Below are 17,239 nucleotides of genomic sequence, written 5' to 3' on the forward strand. Positions count from 1 at the left end.
TATCCGCGCTCTAGGCGTTCAGCTCGCGGGCACGCATCTCGGTCTGGATGCGGGCGATGTCCTTTTTGACCTGACCCACGCGGGCGGTGTTGTCGAGCTGGCTCGTGGCCATCTGGAAGCGCAGATTGAAAAGCTCCGCGCGCGCTTCTTTGAGTTTCGCCTGCAAATCGTCGGCAGAAAGCTCACGGATCTCTGCTGCTTTCATTTATTCCTGCCCTTCCGTTTCCTTGGAAACAATCTTGCACTTGATGGGCAACTTGTTGATGGCGAGACGCAGAGCTTCCTTGGCGGTCTCCTCGTCGACACCGTCGATCTCGAACATGATGCGGCCGGGCTTGACGACGGCGACCCATGCCTCGGGGTTGCCCTTGCCGGAACCCATGCGGGTTTCTGCCGGCTTCTGCGTGATAGGCTTGTCGGGGAAGATCGTGATCCACACCTTGCCGCCACGCTTCATGTGACGGGTCATGGCGATACGGGCTGCCTCGATCTGACGGTTGGTGATCCAGTGCGCCTCGAGCGCCTGGATGCCCCACGTGCCGTGGTTCAGCCGGGTGCCGCCCTTGGCCTTGCCCTTCATGGAACCACGCTGCACCTTGCGGTGCTTGACGCGCTTAGGTACGAGCATTTACTTCGCCCCCCTCTCGTTGCGGTCGTTGCGACGGGAACGGTTCGGACGGGAGCTGCCCTCGAGCGCCGGGTTCGGCGCCTTCTGGCCGGGGAGCATCTCGCCGTGGTACACCCACACCTGCACGCCGATGGAGCCCATCGTGGTGGCGGCGGTGCAGAAACCGTAGTCGATCTTCGCGCGCAGCGTGTGCAGCGGCACGCGGCCTTCGCGATACCACTCGCGGCGGCTCATCTCCGCGCCGCCCAGGCGGCCGGAGCACTGGATGCGGATGCCCTTGGCACCGCTCTTGCGGGCGGACTGGACCGCCTTGCGCATGGCGCGGCGGAAGGCCACGCGGCCCTCGAGCTGCTCGGCCACGGACTGCGCGATGAGCGCGGCATCGAGCTCGGGGCGCTTGACCTCGACGACCTCGATGGACACCGGGCCGCTGGCAACCTTCTCCAGCTTCTTGCGCAGGGAGTCGATCTCGGCGCCCTTCTTGCCGATCACAACGCCCGGGCGGGCCGTGGTGACGATGACCTTGATCTTGTCGCCGGCGCGCTCGATCTCAACCTTGGAGACGGCGGCACGGGCGAGGTACTTGTCCAGGAACTTCCTGATGGCCAAGTCGTTTTCCAGGTTCTTGGCGTAGTCCTTGTCGGAGTACCAACGGCTGCGCCAATCTTCGGTGATGCCAAGGCGGAACCCGGTGGGGCTAACTTTCTGACCCATACGGCTTATGCCTCCTCTCGCGGTGCAACGATGATCGTGATGTGGCTCGTGCGCTTGCGGATGCGCGACGCGGAGCCCTTGGCGCGCGGACGGATGCGCTTCAGCGTGGGGCCCTCGTCGACGAAGGCCGTCTTCACGATGAGCGATTCCGGACGCACGTGGTGCTGGTGCTCGGCGTTGGCCACGGCGGAGTTCAGCGTCTTCTCGACGGCTTCCGCCACACCGCGGTTCGTGAACGCGAGGATCTCGCGGGCCTGGATAACGGACTTGCCGCGGACCAGGTCTACTACGATGCGCGCCTTGCGGGGCGAAACGCGGACATAGCGTGCTACAGCTTTAGCTTCCATTGTTTTCACCCCTTCTTATCGCTTGCCCTTGTCGGCGGAGTGACCCTTGAACGTGCGGGTCGGGGCGAATTCGCCCAGCTTGTGGCCGACCATGGATTCGGTAACGTAGACCGGCACGTGCTTGCGGCCATCATGCACGGCGATGGTGTGGCCCACCATCTCCGGGAAGATGGTGCTGGAGCGCGACCAGGTCTTCACGACGTTCTTCTCGCCCGCCGCATTCATCTTCTCGATACGATCAAGAAGCCGCGGCTCAACGAAAGGACCCTTCTTCAAACTTCTACTCACTATTACTCCTTAACGCTTTGCGCTACTTCTTGCGACGGCGGATGATCAAGCGGCTCGAAGCCTTCTTGGGATTGCGGGTGCGATGGCCCTTCGTGGGGACGCCCCACGGGGTGACCGGGTGACGACCAGCGGACTTGTTCTTGCCCTCGCCGCCGCCGTGCGGGTGGTCGACCGGGTTCATGACGGTACCGCGGACGCTGGGGCGGATGCCCTTCCAGCGGTTGCGTCCGGCCTTGCCGATCTTGATGTTGGCATGCTCGGCGTTACCGACCTCGCCCACCGTGGCGCGGCACGTGATGAGCACGCGGCGCATCTCGGAGGACGGCATGCGCAGGATGGCGTAGTTGCCCTCCTTGCCCATGAGCTGGATGCTGGTGCCGGCGGAACGCGCGATGGCGGCGCCCTTGCCCGGCTGCAACTCCACGGCGTGGATGAGCGTGCCGACGGGGATGTTGGCCAGCGGCAGCGCGTTGCCCGGCTTGATGTCGGCCTCGGGGCCGCTCATGACGGTGTCGCCCACGCGGAGGCCCTTCGGGTGCAGGATGTAGCGCTTCTCGCCGTCGACGTAGTGCAAAAGGGCGATGCGGGCGCTGCGGTTCGGGTCGTACTCGATGGTAGCGACCTTCGCGGGCACGCCGTCCTTCTGGCGCTTGAAGTCGATGATGCGGTAGCGGCGCTTGTTGCCGCCGCCCTGGTGCCGCGTCGTGATACGGCCGTTGTTGTTGCGGCCCGCCTTGTTCGACAGCGGCGCAAGCAGGGACTTCTCCGGCTTGTCCGTCGTGATCTCGGCGAAGTCCGAGACCGTCTGGAAACGTCGGCCGGGGCTCGTCGGCTTGTACTGTTTGACTCCCATTACTGTCCTTTCTTCGGATCTTTGCTCGCACGCCTCTCCGTACCCCAAAGACCCCTTGTCGCTTCGTGGACTGCCGATTGCCGCTGCGCCTTGGGGAGGCTTGACGCACGCGACTCCGGTGTACCACGCGTCCGGGTGTATCTATCAATGACCAGACGCAACCGAGAATTATAAACCCCTCCGGGTCAGGTATCAAGTGTTGATTTGCGCACACAAGTTGCGCACAAGTTGCGGGGGGCTTTCGGAGGACGGTACGGGGTACGTGAAGGGGGCGCCGCAGCTGTCCGTCCCGCCTGGCGCCTTCGGCGGAACGGGGCGGGCATGCGAGGAATGCACGGGAAGCGCGGGGCGCGCGGGGCGCGGAATAGTCGCGAAAGTCGAGGGCGTCATCGGCTTTTTTGCACAGTATTTACCAGTTTTCTACATCGGGAACCCCTAGGGGAGCCCTTTTCGGAATCGCGGAAACAACGAGCTGGGGTAATGCTGCCCAGATCCAATCGCAAGGTGAGCAAGCGGGTTTGCGGGGACCAAAGATGCAATAATCTGGTGAAAGGCGTGCGGAGCCGGCCACGACCGGTTCCGGGATGTCGAGCACAGCAAGCGGGAATCGCGCTTCCGTACCTATGCTTTTCAGGACGACCGCGCCAAAGGCCGTGCGCTAGCGGCGGGTCTTGCCGCCGCCCTTGGCGCGCGAAGCGCTCGAACTGCCGCTCGGGCGCTTCGGCGAGCCCTTTCCACCTGGGCGCTGCGCTTCCTTGCGCGGCCCCTTGGCCCCTGCAGCGTCGCGCGCGCCCTTGGACGACGAGGCGACGCGCTGGCCTTTACCGTTCCCCTTGCGCGAAGCCTCGCCCTTGCCTGCGCCCTTGCCGCTCCCCTTGCGCGCAGGCTCTCCTTTGCCGCCGCCCTTGCCGCTCCCCTTGCGCGCAGGCTCGGCCTTGCTCGCGGCCTTGCGCAGGGTGGACGAGCCGGACGCCTTGCCGCGGGGGCCCTTGGCGGGCGGGGCGCCCTCGGGGCGCACGAGGCATTCGCGGCCGTGGCCCACCAGGTCCATGCGGCCGGCCTTCTTCAGGGCCTCCATCACGAGGGAGCGGTTCTTCGGGTCGCGGTACTGGATAAGGGCGCGCTGGAGCGCCTTCTCGTGCGGGGACTTCGGCACGTAGACCGGCTGCATGGTGCGCGGGTCCGCGCCGGTGGCGTACATGACCGTGGACATAGTGGAGGGCGTGGGGTAGAAATCCTGCACCTGCTCGGGCATGTAGCCCAGGTCGCGCACGTACTCGGCCAGCTCCACGGCCTCGTCGAGCGTGGAGCCGGGGTGCGACGACATGAGGTAGGGCACGAGGTACTGCTTCTTCCCCAGCTCCTCGTTCGCCTGCTCGTACTTCTGCACGAAGCGCTCGTACACGGCGCGGGGCGGCTTGCCCATGTGGGCGAGCACGGTGTCGGACACGTGCTCGGGCGCCACCTTCAGCTGGCCGCTCACGTGGTTCTCGCAGAGCTCGTAGATGAACTCGTCGCCGTGCTTGCGGTCGGCCAACACGTAGTCGAAGCGGATGCCGGAGCGCACGAACACCTTCTTCACGCCGGGCAGCTTCTGCAGCCGCTCGAGCAGCTTGAGGTAGTCCACATGGTCGGCCTCGAGGCGCTCGCACGGCTCCGGGAACAGGCAGCGCTGGTGCGGGCAGGCGCCGGCCTTCGTCTGCTTGGCGCAGGCGGGGGCGCGGAAGTTCGCCGTGGGGCCGCCCACGTCGTGGATATAGCCCTTGAAGCCGGGCTCGTCCACGATGGCCCGCGCCTCCTCCACCAGCGAGTCGTGGCTGCGCGCCTGCACGATACGCCCCTGATGGAACGTGAGCGCGCAGAACGAGCACTCGCCGAAGCAGCCGCGGCTGCTGGTGAGGCTGAACCGCACCTCCTTGATGGCCGGCACGCCGCCGGCCTCCTCGTACATCGGATGGTACGTGCGCGCGAACGGCAGGCGGTACACGGCGTCCATCTCGGCCTGCGAGAGCGGGGCAGCCGGGGGGTTCTGCACGACGAACTCGTGGTCGGAATAGGGCTCCACCAAGCGCTTTCCAATGAAGGGGTCGCTGTTGGCGTACTGCACGGCGAAGCTGCGCGCGTAGTTCAGGGGATCGGCCTGCAGGTCGGGGAACGAGAGCAGCTCCACCGCGTCGTAGACGTGCTCGAGCGAGCTTGCGCGGTAGACGGTGCCGTCGATGAATGTGAGGTCGTCGATGGACAGTCCCGCATCGAGCGCGTCGGCTATCTCCACCACCGAGCGCTCCCCCATGCCGAAGCTCACGAGGTCGGCGCCGGAATCCAGCAGGATGGAGCGTTTGATCTTGTCCGACCAGTAGTCGTAGTGCGCGAGCCGCCGCAGGCTGGCCTCGATGCCGCCCAGCACGATGGGCGTTTTCTTGAACGTGCGGCGGATGAGGTTGGAGTACACGACGGCCGCGTGGTTCGGGCGCAGGCCCGCCTGCCCGCCTGGCGAGTACGCGTCCTCGCGGCGCCGCTTCCGCGCCACGGTGTAGTGGTTCACCATGGAGTCCATGTTGCCGGCCGACACGAGGAACGCCAGCCGCGGCTCGCCGAGCGCGGCCATCGAGGCCGGGCCGTTCCAATCGGGCTGCGCGATGACGCCCACCCGGTAGCCGTGCGACTCCAGAAGCCGCGTGATGATGGCCGCGCCGAACGAGGGGTGGTCGACGTACGCGTCGCCCGACACGTACACGAAGTCGACCTGGTCCCAGCCGCGTTCCGCCATGTCCTGACGATTCACCGGGAGAAACTGTGTGCTCATGGGACTCCTTGCCGGCGCGCGGGGGCGCGCGTGATCGCTGGGGCTACCCCGCCATCGTAGCGGAAATACGGACTGTCCGCCACCCGCGTAACCCCTTCCCCACGACCCGGTGACGCCTCCGGGCCGCCGGAGGGGGCCGGCGGGGTGGCCGCTAGACTGTATCGATTGAAATCGCGAACCTCTATTGCGCGTTCGGTTCCCTGCGAACCCGACAACAAGGAGAAGGCCATGCACCTGCAAACGTACAGCCAATGGCGCGAGACGTGCATCGCGCTGCATATGACGGCCCAGATGATGGGCAAGGTGAAGCTGGAATGCCTGGAGCCCCAGCCGGAGTGGAACCACGTGCTGCTGGACGCGACGCCCGACGGGTTCACCACCGGGTTCGTGCCGCACGGCACGGGCGGGTTCGAGATCCAGCTGCGCTTGGACGAGCCGCAGGTGCAGGCCGTGGCGACAACCGGCGAGGAGGCGTCGTTCCCGCTGGAGGACGGCACGTCCGTGGCCCGCTACTACGAGCGGTTCACGTTGCTGCTGGAGGCCATCGGACACCCGGCGCCCCTCTACCCGGTGCCGCAGGAGATGTTCACGCAGGCGCCCTTCTACACGCTCGTCGAACCGCTCGCGTTCGACGGCGAGGCGGCCCGGCGCTACTTCGCGCAGTGCCTGTTCGCCCGCAACGCGCTGCTGGACTTCTCGGCCGGATTCCGCGGGAAGAAGATCCAGCCGTCGCTGTTCTGGGGCACATTCGACATGACGTGCGTTCTGTTCTCGGGCAAGCCGTGCCCGTACTCCGGGGAGGGCGGCATCGTGGAGCGCGTGGCGTTCGACGAGCAGTTCGTTGAGTTCGGCTTTTGGCCGGGCGACGAGACGGCCGACGACCCGGCGTTCTTCGTGCTGGCCTACCCCTTCCTCGAGGGGGCGATGCCCGAGGTCTCGGTGCCGGGCGCGTACTACGACCCCGCGAGCGCCGAGTACTTCCTCAAGCTGGAGGACGTGCTGCGCGCCGACGACCCGCACGCCGCCGTCGTGCGGTTCTGCCACGACGCCTTCGTGAACGTGGCCGCAGCCCAGCGCTGGGAGCGCTTCGACTGGCTCACGCGCCCGCTGTTGGTGTAGGACGGTGGGAAGAAGTAGCTCGTGCCGAACGCAAACGCGAAGAGCCACGGCCCCGGGGGCGGCACAGGCTGGCTCTCGCAGAGCGGCTGACCGCTCCAGACCGGCCGCCCGCGGCTGACCGGGCGGAGCCGATATGCGGCCCGTCCGGAATCTCGCGCAGGTCAGGCGGGCGTTTCGGGCACGAGCACGTCGAGGGCGCAGGGCACGACGTCGATGGCGTACTCGGAGGCCTCGAGGGGCTCGCCGTCGATCTGGACGGGCGGGGGCGCGTCGAAGCGCACCGACAGCGTGCGGGCTCGGCGCAGCTCTATCTGCCGGAAGCCGGTGTGACGGCCGCCTTTCGCCAGCAGGAACACGAAGACGGCGCGCGCGATGCCGAAGGGCGGGTGCGCGATGCACACGTCCAGCAGGCCGTCGTCGATGCGCGCGTCCGGGCAGATGCGGAAGCCTCCGCCGTAGGTGGGGCCCACCTGCACCGCGAAGGTGAACGACGCGCCGCGCACGGGCTCGCCGCCGTCGAACGAGGCCGTGTAGCGGTGGCAGTCCAGGTGGTGCAGCAGCCGGTCCATGCCGCTGGCCAGGTAGAGCGCCGTGCCGGTCCTGCCGGTGCGCGCCCGCCGCTCCACCGTGTCGAGCGCGATGGCCGCGTCCACGCCGAACGAGAGCGTCTCCACGAAGAACTTGCCGTTGCACCGTCCCACGTCGGCCGGGCGGGCGCAGGCTGCGAGCAGCTGCGCCACGGCCGCGTCCACCGAGCGCGCCGACATGCCGATCGTGCGCGCGTAGTCGTTTCCCGAGCCCACCGGCACGATGCCGAAGGCCGGGCGCTCCCCCGCCGGCAGCTGCATGAGCCCGTTGGCGGCCTCGTGGATGATGCCGTCGCCGCCGAGGGCGAGCACCGTTTCGTACGCGCCCGCGCCCGCTGCCAGGCGCACGGCCTCGCCGGGGCCGCGCGTGGGAGCCACATCGAGCGAGCCGTCGCCCAGGGCATCCCCCAGCAGTGCCGCCGCACGCTCGGCCGCAGCGGCGCCGTTGCCGTTCTGCGCCGCCGGATTGGCAATGAGCAGCGTCTTTCCCAAAGGGGTTGGCATGGGCTTCCTCTCGCGCGTATCGTTCCCGCCGGGCCGGATCCCGGCGGATGCCGTCACCGCCTATTATAGGGGGAAAGCACGACTGCCGGCAGCAGTTACTTCCCCAGTCCGCTCACGACGGCGCGCTGGAGCTCTTCCAGGCTGGCGGCGTCGGCGGTCCACTGGTGCGCGAGCGTGCCGAGCGCGAGGTCGAAGCCGCACTTCTCAAGCACCTCGGCCACCTCGTCAGGGCCGTTCTTCCCCCAGCCGTACGAGCCGAACGGGATGCCCACGCGGCCTTCCCAGCCCGACTTCGGCGAGAGGCCCTTCAGGTAGCAGAGGAACGCCGCCACGGTGGGCATCATGCCGTTGTTGAGCGTGGGAGAGCCCACGGCCACGTACCTCGCCGACAGCACCTCGGTCATGATGTCGGAGATGTGGTTCGCCTTGAGGTCGAACAGGCGCGCAGGCACGCCGCACTCGATGAACGCCTCCAGTATCTCGTGGGCCATGGCCTCGGTGGAGTGCCACATGGAGTCGTACACCACGATGGCGTACTCCTCGGGGGCGAGCGAGCTCCACCGCGCGTACGTCTCCAGTATCTCGGGCACGTGGCTGCGCCAGACCACGCCGTGGCTCGGCGCGATCATGTCGATGTCCAGGCCGCCGAGCGCCCCCAGCGCGCGCTGGACGTGGCGCGAGTAGGGCATGACGATGTTCGCGTAGTACTTCTTGGCCTGGGCCAGCACCTCGGGCAGGCCCACCTCGTCGTCGAAGTGCTTGGAGGAGGCGTAGTGCTGGCCGAACGCGTCGTTGGAGAACAGGATGCGATCGACATCGGAGTACGCGGCCATGTTGTCGGGCCAGTGCACCATGACGGTCTGGGTGAACGTGAGCGTGCGCTTGCCGATGTTGAGCGTGTCGCCGGTCTTCACGGGCACGTAGCCGCGATCGCCGTAGTGCGCCGCGAGGCCGTTCACGCCGTGCGGGGCGCTTGCGTAGATGCGCGCGTTCGGCGCGAGCTCGCAGAGGGCGGGAAGCGCGCCGGAGTGGTCCTGCTCCACGTGGTTCGCCACGATGTTCTCGATGTGCGCGGGGTCAACCACCTCGCGCACGCGCTCGACGAGCTCGTCGGCGAACGCGGGCTTGCACGTGTCGATGAGCGTGGGATGCTCGTCCATGATGAGGTAGGCGTTGTACGTGGACCCCCGATCCGTCGTGTAGCCGTGGAAGTTCCGCTCGTTCCAATCGACTCCCCCGACCCAGTACACGTCCGGCTTTACCTCGACCGCATGCAGCATGATTAGCTCCTTTCTCGCGTTTTCGTCCAGTATAGCGACGGAGCGCTGTCGGCCGAGGGGTGCGCAGGTAAATGATAGCGAAAGACCCGCATTCGGATTGCGCGGGAGGTGCGGGCGTGGGCTGCGCAGGGAGGCGTTGTGGGGAGCGTAGGCGGGGCCAAGCGAGGGGCGTGGGCTATGTTTTGGGAAGGCATTGCGAAGAGCAGGCTGCGCAGGGGTCACGGGCTGAACGGGGGGGGCAGTTCTCGCGGGCGTTACCGCTGCCGAAGGGCCGCGTAACGCTGCGCGCCGGGGCGGGGCGGCGGGCGGGCGCAGGCGTAAGCTGCGCCCGTACCCGTGGGAAAGGAGCCCCTTATGACGCAAACCGCAATGCTCGAGACCCAGGCCCCGAAGGCAGGCTACGCCATGGACGACGTGCGCGCGAACGTGGATCCGAAGCCGCAGATCGAAAGTGACGACTACCGTCCCGCCGGCAAGCTGGAGGGCAGAGCCGCCCTCGTGACCGGGGGCGACAGCGGCATCGGTGCCGCTGCGGCCATCGCCTTCGCCAAGGAGGGAGCCGATGTGGCTCTCGTCTACTACTCCTCCGACGACGACGCGCAGGCGGTGGCCGAGCGCATCCGCTCGCTCGGCCGGCGCGCGCTCGTGTTCAAGGGCGACGTGGGCGACGAGGAGTTCTGCCGCCGCACGGTGGGCGGCATCGTGGACGCCTGGGGCCGCCTGGACGTGCTCGTGAACAACGCCGGCGAGCAGACGCCGCAGAAGAGCATCCTCGACATCACGCAGGCTCAGCTCGTGCGCACGTTCCAGACGAACATCTTCAGCATGTTCTTCCTGGTTAAGGCCGCCCTGCCGCATATGCCGCGGGGCGGGGCCATCGTGAACACCACGTCGGTGACGGCCTACCAGGGAAGCCCCCAGCTTCTGGACTACTCGGCCACGAAGGGCGCCATCACGGCGTTCACCCGCTCGCTCTCCGAGAACGAGGAGCTGGTGGGCCGCGGCATCCGCGTGAACGCCGTGGCGCCCGGCCCCATCTGGACGCCGCTGAACCCCGCGTCCTACGGCGCCGACAGCGACAAGGTGCGCCACTTCGGCGAGAGCGTGCCGATGGGCCGCCCCGGCCAGCCCTACGAGCTTGCCCCCGCCTACGTGTTCCTGGCCTGCGACGACTCCAGCTACATCTCGGGGCAGGTCATCCATGTGAACGGCGGCACCGTGGTGAACGGGTAGGCGCCGAGCGCCCGCCGGCCGGTCGGGGTCGGCGGGCGCGAACGCCGACCGGGGTCAGGAAGGGTACGGTTGATTCCGTTAATCGTAAAAACAGCGGAGAGCGCGAAACGGCTTCGCCCACTGCAAGCGGGAATCATGGAGTCCGACGCAGACGCTGCAGGCCCGCTTCCGCGTGGAACACGGGCGTCACCTTCCTCTAAAAGCCGTCTGTCCGCAGGACGGGATCGACGTTCGCCAGGAACTTTAGACGGAATTGTGCCGGGCAGGGCGAAGACGAGACGGTACAATACAGCAGGGGGTTGCGGGATGTGGCCCTCTCGGCGGGCGCCGGGGAAAACGAGGATGGGCGAACGACATGGGATGGAACGTATCGGCCGAGGTCATCGCCTTCATCATCGTGCTCATCATCTCCGTGTACTCGCGCCAAAGCCATGCGGTGCCGTCGCTGAAGAACCGGGTGTTCCGGCTCTGCCTGGGCACGACGCTGGGCGCCATCGGCACGAACCTGGCTTCCACGCTTCTGATTGCCTACGCGCCCCTGGAGCTGCTGCCGCTCACGTACCTCGTCACCCACTGCTACTTCGTGCTCACGCCGCTTTTGGGCACCGTGTACTTCTATTACGCCGTGGCCGTGGTGAGCGAGGCGCGGCCGGTCGGGCGGGCCTTCGCCCTTGCCAGCGGAGTGCCGTGCGCGGTGTACTTCCTGCTGGTGCTGGCGAACGTGCCCACCGGATGGTTGTTCTCCTTCGACGCGGCGGGCGCCTACGTGCAGGGGCCGTTCATCATCGCCACGTACCTGGTGTTCTACTTCTACTGCATGGCCTGCTTCGCGCTCGTCATGTTCACGCGGGCGCCCATCGACCCCGTCATCAAGCGCATCCTGGCCGTGTTCCCGCTCATCGCCGTGGCCGTGATCGCCGTGCAGCAGCTGTTCCCAACCTATCTGCTGTCGGGATCGGCGGCCGCGTGCTCGCTGCTCATCATCTACCTGTACTTGCAGAACAAGCGCCTGTCGGTCGACCAGCTTACCGGCGCCTCCAACCGCCAGGAGTTCCTGTCCATGGTCTCGCTCATGAACGAGAAGGAGCAGCCGTTCACGGCCGTGCTCGTGTCGCTTTCGAACTTCAAGTTCATCAACGACAAGTTCGGCCACGAGAGCGGCGACCGGTTCCTGCGCGAGTTCGCCTCGTACCTGGGCGCCATCGGCGACGCGCGGCTCTACCGCTACAGCGGCGACCAGTTCGCCTTCATCGTGAGCCGCGACGGCGGTTGGGGCACACATGGCGGACAAGACGGGGACGACGCGACCGCCTCCCTGCTGGCCCCGCTGCGACAGCGCCTCGGGGAGCCATGGCGCATCGGCGGGCGCTCCTACACCGTGGGCGCCGCCATCGGGGCGGTGAGCTACCCCGTTATCGCGCGCACGCCCGGCGACGTGGTGGCCGCGCTGGAATACGCCACGGAGGAGTCGAAGAAGCTCGAGCCGAACACGCCGTGCGTGTGCACGCCGGGCATGATGAAGGCCATCCACCGCCGCAGCGCCATCGCCGACGTGGTGCGGCGTGCGGCCGAGCAGGACGGCTTCACCATGAACTTGCAGCCCGTGTGGTCCGAGAGCGCGCAGCGGTTCGTGGCGGCCGAGGCGCTCTGCCGCCTGACCGACGACGAGTTGGGTCCCATCCCGCCCGACGAGTTCATCCCCATCGCGGAGCAGATCGGCGTCATCTCCGACGTCACGCGCTTCATGCTGGACCGCGCCTGCGCGTTCGTTCGCTCCTATCGCGGCGCCCACCCCGGCTCAACGTTCCGCGGCGTGTCGGTGAACTTCTCGGCCGTGCAGTTCATACAGGACGACCTGGCCGAGTCGGTGCTGGCCGTGGTGGAGCGCCACGGCATTCCGGCATCGTGCCTGCGCGTGGAGGTGACGGAGAGCGCCATCATCGCGAACCCCGACGCCGTGCGCGCGTTCATGGAGAGGATGCACGCGCAGGGCGTGCGCTTCTACCTGGACGACTTCGGCACGGGGTACTCGAACCTCTCCACGCTGCTGGAGCTGCCGTTCGACGTGGTGAAACTGGATAAGAGCATCCTGCGATCCGCGACGGAGAACGAGCACCTGGTGGAGTTCTTCGGGCTCCTGGCCTCCGGTTTCGGCGCACTGGGCACGCAGGCGCTCTCCGAGGGCGTGGAGACGCCGGAGCAGCGCGCCTTCCTGAACCTGTGCGGCTGCGACCTCATGCAGGGCTACCTGTTCTCGCGCCTCTTGCCGCCCGACGAGGCCGCCGCGGTGATTGCCGCGAGCGAGGAGCGCGCCGAGGGGTAGCCCCGTGCTGCGCAACGTAGCTGATGCAGGATTCCTATCGCTTTACCGCGAGCGTTCAAGCGGGGCAGGGGAAGAACGGGCAGCCGACCTTCAGGCATTCCCGGTTGCGGTGGTAATAGCGGCAGGTTATGCGCTCGGGCATCTCCATCTCCACACCGCTCAGCTCGGCCGTGTACGCCGCCGCCTCCTGAAGGGCGACGAAGCCCGTGCGCTTGCAGCAGCGCGGCCCGCCCAGGTCGGCCAGGCGGCCGAGGATGCGCGAGGTCAAACGCTGCGTCTCGGCCCACGGCCCGCGCGTCATGGGCGTGGAACCCGACACGATGCTCCAGTACATGCCCGCGCTCACGGCCGCGCCGCAGGCCCCCCAGAGCCCGCAGACGCCGCCCGGCACGTTCATCGAGCGGTTTCGCATCTCGGCGAGCGCCCGGGGCAGGTCGAGGTCGCCGCCGGCGTTCTTGTAGGCGGCGAGCAGCGCGGCGCCCACGAGCGTGTGGTGCTCCGGCCCGTTGGGGAAGATGGACTTGTCGTCCATCATGGCCATCGCCATCTCCACCGGGTTCCTCGAATCGGCGGACGAGCAGTACTCCATGGCATGGTCGACGCCGCCCTTGCGGTGGCAGGCATCGCACACGTAATGCCCCGCCGTGCACACGGAATGCCCCGTCTCCTTCTTACCGCAGATATGGCAGGCAACCTCCCGCGCCTCCTCGAAGTAATCGAGCGGCTTCCCGCACACCAGGCAGATCGCCAATCCTGCTGACATACGCCTCTCCTTCCCTCTCCTTCTTGCCGGCACGACCTCACGCCCTCAACTCCACTTGACGGTTTTCCTCACCACCATGCCCACCAGCCCGTTGAGCACCGTCACCACGACACCCACCATGATAACGATCCCTGCAGCAGCTAACCACTGCGCCGTGGTTAGCGATCATAGGCTATCTGCACAGCCGAGAGCAGAAACGCCGCGGTTCCCGCACTCGCGTCGCAAGCCAACTTCGCACACCTGGCCCGCCCCGCCCCTTCCCATCCGGCACGCCTCCCTCCCGGATCCGCACGGTTACGCCGCATCTCCTGCTATACTGTTCGGGTATACCGGAAAGCGGCGCTTGCTCCTCCGGCCGTCACGTGAATGGGGGTTCTCAGTGGCATCTCACGATTTCGGGGACGACGTCTTCCTCGCGCCCGCGCAAGGGGGCAGCCTGGCGACGGTGACGCTGCCCATGCTGGAAGATTTCCTGTCGGACTGCGAGGTCGTCCATCGGCCTCCCGCCGCGCGCCGCACGTTCCGCTGGTTTGCCGCCGTGTCGCACGAGCAGGTGGCGAGCACGGCGCCGAGCGATCTGGACGACGCGCGCCTGCTGTTCGTATGCCGCCTCGGCATGGCCGGCACGCTCTTGCGCGAGCGTCCGCGCGCCTTCGCGCTCGCGCTGGCAGACGTCGGCGAGGCCGTCGGGCCCGACCTCGCCGACGTGGCCGACCGCCTGCTCGTCATCCGCCAGCAGGACCGCTTCTCCTACTTCATCTTCCTCGTACAGTCCTACTTCATGCGCCTTTTGCTGTGGGAGGGCGAGCTCGACCGCATCGCGCTTCGCCACGGCACGCTCGCCGAGGCGCTCGACGCGAGCGCGCCAGTGATGCGCAACTTCATGTTCGTGACCGACAACGAGTTCAACCTCGTTGCGCGCACCTCCTCCATCGAGCCGCCCGACGCCCTGCACCGGCGCCTCGTCGAAACCGGCTGCTTGTCGCCCCAGATGATCGCGGAGAAGCGCTTCCACCTGCCCGAGAAGGCGTTCTACGAGAAGGAGCCCTCCGCCATCACGCCCTACGCGCGGCTGTCGCATCCGCTGTACCTAAGCCACACCTACTTCGGGTCGCTGTCCATGTCATGCCACGTCGCTCCGCTCACCGAGGGGCTGAAGGACCTGTTCTGCATCTTGATACGCCACGTCATGCCGCTGTGCGAGCAGCAGTGGCGCTCGCAGGTGAAGCTGAACATACCCCACTACTTCTTCTTCGAGAAGCTGCTGGAGCACGAGCCCGTGTCGTGCGAGTACGTGGACACGCAGCGGGAGATGGCCGGGCTCGCGGCCGACGCGCAGTACAAGCTCGTGGTGTTGGAGGTGGACGAAGGGGCCGACCCCGAGAAGGCGGGGCGCGCGGTGCGGGCGGCCGGGCGGCTGAACGGCGGCGACGTTCACTGCTTCGCGTACCGGGCCGAGGTGCTGGCACTCTGCTACGCGCCGCCGAGCGACTGCCGCCTCGCGCACCGCCGCACCCTGGACGAGCTCGAGGGGCACGTGAGCGGCCCTCTGGGCATCGACTGCGGCGTGTCGGAGATATTCGAGGGCATCGAGAACCTCGACCTGGCGTACCGGCAGGCGAAGATCGCGCTCGGGCTGCGCCAGACCATCCGCCTGCAGCTCTCCGCCGCCGAGGATGCCGACCGCGGCGCGTACCTGTTCGGCGATGCGCTCATGTACTTCCTCGTGGACCCGGCGGAGAAGGACGAGCGGTTCATGCGGTTCTGCTTCTCGCATACCGTGGTGGAGAAGATCCACGCCGAGGACGTTGCCAACAACACGAACTACCTGGCCCTGTTCTGGCACTACCTGAACAGCGGCCGCAACGCCACCGCCGTGGCCTCGCGGCTCCACCTGCACCGCAACACCGTGCTCTACCATATAGAGAAGATCCAGCGTCGCTTCGACTTCGACCTCGCCCTCCCCGGCGCCCGCGAGCGCATGCTCCTGGACTTCAAGGCCTTCTTCCTCACCGAGGGCAGCGATTCCGTAGAGCGGGCGATCGTCGGCGCACGAAGCCCCGAGCAGGAAAGCTAAGGGAGGGATCGGAGAGGCGCGCTTCCCTGAAGCTAGAGCCATATCGAGGACGGGTATTCTCCGCCACGCTCAAGCGGTAGTGCCCGGATCGCGCTGCGGCATGCCCGGCGCGAGGCTCGTCGTGCCGGATTGCAGCTCGAGGGAGCCGCCGCAGGCGGCGCAGGCGCGCGTGCCCGAATCGTTCATGCAGCCGCACGACGGGCAGCGGCGCACGAGGATGGCCGGCGGCTTCTCGCCCCGGCAGCGGCCGCAGTTCATGCAGTAATGGCAGTTGCCCATGGGCAGCCCCCTCCCCTCGCTTCACGTGGGGAACCGGGCGGCTCGGCGCCCGGTTCCTGCTGTTCTTACTCCGCCTGCTCGTCGGGAGCGGCCGCCTGCTCGTCGGCTATCTTGCGTGCCACGGAGCTGCGCACGTTCGGGAACAGGAAGAGCGACGCCGCGGCAACGAGGCAGAGCACGGCCGTGGCCACGTAGACGCCCTGGTAGTACGGCACGCCGTCCACGGCCCCCGTCGCCGCGATGGCGAGGGGCGAGATCACGTAGGACGCGATGAGGAACATGCCGAAGTTCTGGAGCGTGGCCTGGATGCCGCCCACCACGCCGTAGTGCTCGGGCCTCACGCTGGGAAGCAGCGTGGGGAGCATCTTCGTGAACGGCATGACCGAGGCCATGAGCACGGGCTGTATGCAGAAGAGCGCCCAGGTGAGAGGCCCGTACGGCAGGAAGAACACGAGCGCGAAGCACGCGGCGGTGCCCACGAGGCAGATGATGAAGGGCGCCCGCATGTTCTTGAAAAGCTTCGCGAACACCACCGGCAGCGCCATGGAGGCCACGCAGGCGATCACCGTGTTCAGCGTGGACAGGTCGCCCGCCACGGCCGTGAGGCTCGGATCGCCCATGAGCGTGGTCACGGCGGCCACCATGTAGGAGCCGTTCACGTTCGTCATGCCGAACACCAGAAGCGCCACGATGGCCACGGCCCACACGTGCCCGTTCCTCACCACCACGCGCAGGTACGTGCCCACCGGCTCGACCGAGCGGTGCTCGCCGTCGGGATGCTTGCGGTACACCGCGAACCACGCCACCACGCCCACCACCATGAGGCCGAAGCTGAACCACCACGCGTCCTGGATGGCGGCCACGCGCGAGCCGTACCAGATGGCCAGCGCCGCGCCGGCCGACATGCCGGCCGTGTACACGCCCATGGCGAACGAGTTCGCCGTGCCGGGGAACCACAGGCGCAGGAGCTTCGCGGAGTTCGCGTTGAGCGCCGCCACGCCCATGCCCATGAAGAAGCTCGAGGCGAAGAGCGTCCAGTAGTCGGCCGAGAAGCAGCGCGCGAGCGCGCCCAGAAGCGACACGACGAACGCCGCCGCGAACACCTTGCCGAGGCCCAGGCGGTCGGCCAGCACGCCGCCGGCCATGCAGAACAGCACACCCGAGAAGTACGGAATGGACATGATCATGGAGAACATCATGGGCTCGCACCGGTACTGCTGCATCACCAGAATCGCCGCGCCGCCCGGCACGATGAACGAGAACTGCAGGCTCACGAGCAGCACCGTCATGCCTATCAGGATGGCCCATCGCCACGGATAGAGTTTCTCTTGCATGTTCGACCCCCTTGCGAAACGAAAAGGTAACACCCGGCGCGCCCCTTGCACGCCGGGCGGCGAGGCCGTTGAAGAGCCTCGTACGAAACGCCACCAGCCGGTCG

General features: G+C 67.3%; 16 protein-coding genes. 4 read left to right on the top strand and 12 right to left on the bottom strand.

Going from position 1 to position 17,239, the window contains the following annotated elements; genetic code table 11:
• Positions 1–10: 10 nt before the first annotated feature.
• From rpmC to K9U15_RS09925, 7 genes are all read right to left on the bottom strand, one after another.
• Positions 11–205 carry a 50S ribosomal protein L29 gene (gene rpmC, locus K9U15_RS09895; RefSeq protein ID WP_015539830.1) on the bottom strand — a complete coding sequence of 65 codons (195 nt, stop codon included), beginning with the start codon at positions 203–205 and terminating at the stop codon, positions 11–13.
• Entirely contained in the window at positions 206–628 is a 423-nt protein-coding gene (gene rplP / locus K9U15_RS09900) for a 50S ribosomal protein L16 (protein WP_015539831.1), read from the bottom strand.
• Positions 629–1,342, bottom strand: coding sequence for a 30S ribosomal protein S3 (gene rpsC / locus K9U15_RS09905; RefSeq protein WP_015539832.1), 714 nt, complete (start codon positions 1,340–1,342; stop codon positions 629–631).
• A gap of 5 nt (positions 1,343–1,347) precedes the next feature.
• Positions 1,348–1,689, bottom strand: a complete 342-nt coding sequence (gene rplV / locus K9U15_RS09910) for a 50S ribosomal protein L22 (RefSeq protein WP_015539833.1) — start codon at positions 1,687–1,689, stop codon at positions 1,348–1,350.
• 15 nt (positions 1,690–1,704) lie between these two features.
• Entirely contained in the window at positions 1,705–1,977 is a 273-nt protein-coding gene (gene rpsS / locus K9U15_RS09915; protein WP_041239448.1) for a 30S ribosomal protein S19, read from the bottom strand.
• A 22-nt stretch (positions 1,978–1,999) separates the two neighbouring features.
• On the bottom strand, positions 2,000–2,830 hold the full coding sequence (rplB, locus tag K9U15_RS09920; protein ID WP_015539834.1) for a 50S ribosomal protein L2: 831 nt from the start codon (positions 2,828–2,830) through the stop codon (positions 2,000–2,002).
• A gap of 658 nt (positions 2,831–3,488) precedes the next feature.
• Entirely contained in the window at positions 3,489–5,636 is a 2,148-nt protein-coding gene (locus tag K9U15_RS09925; protein WP_301155990.1) for a YgiQ family radical SAM protein, read from the bottom strand.
• Between the two features lie 228 nt (positions 5,637–5,864).
• Between K9U15_RS09925 and K9U15_RS09930 the strand changes: the two genes are divergently transcribed.
• A complete protein-coding gene (locus K9U15_RS09930; protein ID WP_154270258.1) occupies positions 5,865–6,755 on the top strand; it encodes a DUF5996 family protein in 891 nt (296 codons plus the stop codon).
• A 161-nt stretch (positions 6,756–6,916) separates the two neighbouring features.
• Here the strand turns inward: K9U15_RS09930 and K9U15_RS09935 are convergent, their stop codons facing one another.
• Positions 6,917–7,846, bottom strand: coding sequence for a diacylglycerol kinase family protein (locus tag K9U15_RS09935; protein WP_227114963.1), 930 nt, complete (start codon positions 7,844–7,846; stop codon positions 6,917–6,919).
• Positions 7,847–7,941: 95 nt separating this feature from the next.
• Entirely contained in the window at positions 7,942–9,126 is a 1,185-nt protein-coding gene (locus K9U15_RS09940) for an FprA family A-type flavoprotein (RefSeq protein WP_096226966.1), read from the bottom strand.
• Between the two features lie 354 nt (positions 9,127–9,480).
• Here K9U15_RS09940 and K9U15_RS09945 point away from each other — a divergent pair, with 354 nt between their 5' ends.
• Positions 9,481–10,359, top strand: coding sequence for an SDR family oxidoreductase (locus K9U15_RS09945; protein WP_096226967.1), 879 nt, complete (start codon positions 9,481–9,483; stop codon positions 10,357–10,359).
• 355 nt (positions 10,360–10,714) lie between these two features.
• Positions 10,715–12,682: a GGDEF and EAL domain-containing protein gene (locus K9U15_RS09950; RefSeq protein ID WP_096226968.1), complete on the top strand. Its 1,968-nt coding sequence runs from the start codon at positions 10,715–10,717 to the stop codon at positions 12,680–12,682.
• Between the two features lie 55 nt (positions 12,683–12,737).
• Here the strand turns inward: K9U15_RS09950 and K9U15_RS09955 are convergent, their stop codons facing one another.
• Positions 12,738–13,445 (bottom strand): DUF5714 domain-containing protein, encoded by a 708-nt coding sequence (locus K9U15_RS09955; RefSeq protein WP_301155992.1) that lies wholly within the window; start codon positions 13,443–13,445, stop codon positions 12,738–12,740.
• Positions 13,446–13,824: 379 nt separating this feature from the next.
• On the opposite strand from K9U15_RS09955, the gene K9U15_RS09960 reads away from it, so the two are divergent.
• On the top strand, positions 13,825–15,522 hold the full coding sequence (locus K9U15_RS09960; RefSeq protein WP_278805689.1) for a CdaR family transcriptional regulator: 1,698 nt from the start codon (positions 13,825–13,827) through the stop codon (positions 15,520–15,522).
• A gap of 69 nt (positions 15,523–15,591) precedes the next feature.
• Here the strand turns inward: K9U15_RS09960 and K9U15_RS09965 are convergent, their stop codons facing one another.
• Complete coding sequence (locus K9U15_RS09965; RefSeq protein ID WP_301155993.1) at positions 15,592–15,801, bottom strand: hypothetical protein; 210 nt, start codon at positions 15,799–15,801, stop codon at positions 15,592–15,594.
• A 65-nt stretch (positions 15,802–15,866) separates the two neighbouring features.
• Positions 15,867–17,135 carry a CynX/NimT family MFS transporter gene (locus K9U15_RS09970; RefSeq protein ID WP_301155994.1) on the bottom strand — a complete coding sequence of 423 codons (1,269 nt, stop codon included), beginning with the start codon at positions 17,133–17,135 and terminating at the stop codon, positions 15,867–15,869.
• Positions 17,136–17,239: the final 104 nt, after the last annotated feature.

Origin of the sequence: Gordonibacter sp. RACS_AR68 (assembly GCF_030418485.1) — a bacterium.
GTDB lineage: Bacteria > Actinomycetota > Coriobacteriia > Coriobacteriales > Eggerthellaceae > Gordonibacter > Gordonibacter urolithinfaciens.

Bases quoted from the DNA above. Each gene is read 5' to 3' on its own strand.
- K9U15_RS09930 (WP_154270258.1), top strand. From the start codon at position 5,865: ATGCACCTGCAAACGTACAGCCAATGGCGCGAGACGTGCATCGCGCTG.
- K9U15_RS09935 (WP_227114963.1), bottom strand. From the start codon at position 7,846: ATGCCAACCCCTTTGGGAAAGACGCTGCTCATTGCCAATCCGGCGGCG.
- K9U15_RS09925 (WP_301155990.1), bottom strand. From the start codon at position 5,636: ATGAGCACACAGTTTCTCCCGGTGAATCGTCAGGACATGGCGGAACGC.
- K9U15_RS09970 (WP_301155994.1), bottom strand. From the start codon at position 17,135: ATGCAAGAGAAACTCTATCCGTGGCGATGGGCCATCCTGATAGGCATG.
- K9U15_RS09965 (WP_301155993.1), bottom strand. From the start codon at position 15,801: ATGGGCAACTGCCATTACTGCATGAACTGCGGCCGCTGCCGGGGCGAG.
- K9U15_RS09945 (WP_096226967.1), top strand. From the start codon at position 9,481: ATGACGCAAACCGCAATGCTCGAGACCCAGGCCCCGAAGGCAGGCTAC.
- rpsC (WP_015539832.1), bottom strand. From the start codon at position 1,342: ATGGGTCAGAAAGTTAGCCCCACCGGGTTCCGCCTTGGCATCACCGAA.
- K9U15_RS09955 (WP_301155992.1), bottom strand. From the start codon at position 13,445: ATGTCAGCAGGATTGGCGATCTGCCTGGTGTGCGGGAAGCCGCTCGAT.
- rpmC (WP_015539830.1), bottom strand. From the start codon at position 205: ATGAAAGCAGCAGAGATCCGTGAGCTTTCTGCCGACGATTTGCAGGCG.
- K9U15_RS09940 (WP_096226966.1), bottom strand. From the start codon at position 9,126: ATGCTGCATGCGGTCGAGGTAAAGCCGGACGTGTACTGGGTCGGGGGA.
- rplV (WP_015539833.1), bottom strand. From the start codon at position 1,689: ATGGAAGCTAAAGCTGTAGCACGCTATGTCCGCGTTTCGCCCCGCAAG.
- rplP (WP_015539831.1), bottom strand. From the start codon at position 628: ATGCTCGTACCTAAGCGCGTCAAGCACCGCAAGGTGCAGCGTGGTTCC.
- K9U15_RS09950 (WP_096226968.1), top strand. From the start codon at position 10,715: ATGGGATGGAACGTATCGGCCGAGGTCATCGCCTTCATCATCGTGCTC.
- rplB (WP_015539834.1), bottom strand. From the start codon at position 2,830: ATGGGAGTCAAACAGTACAAGCCGACGAGCCCCGGCCGACGTTTCCAG.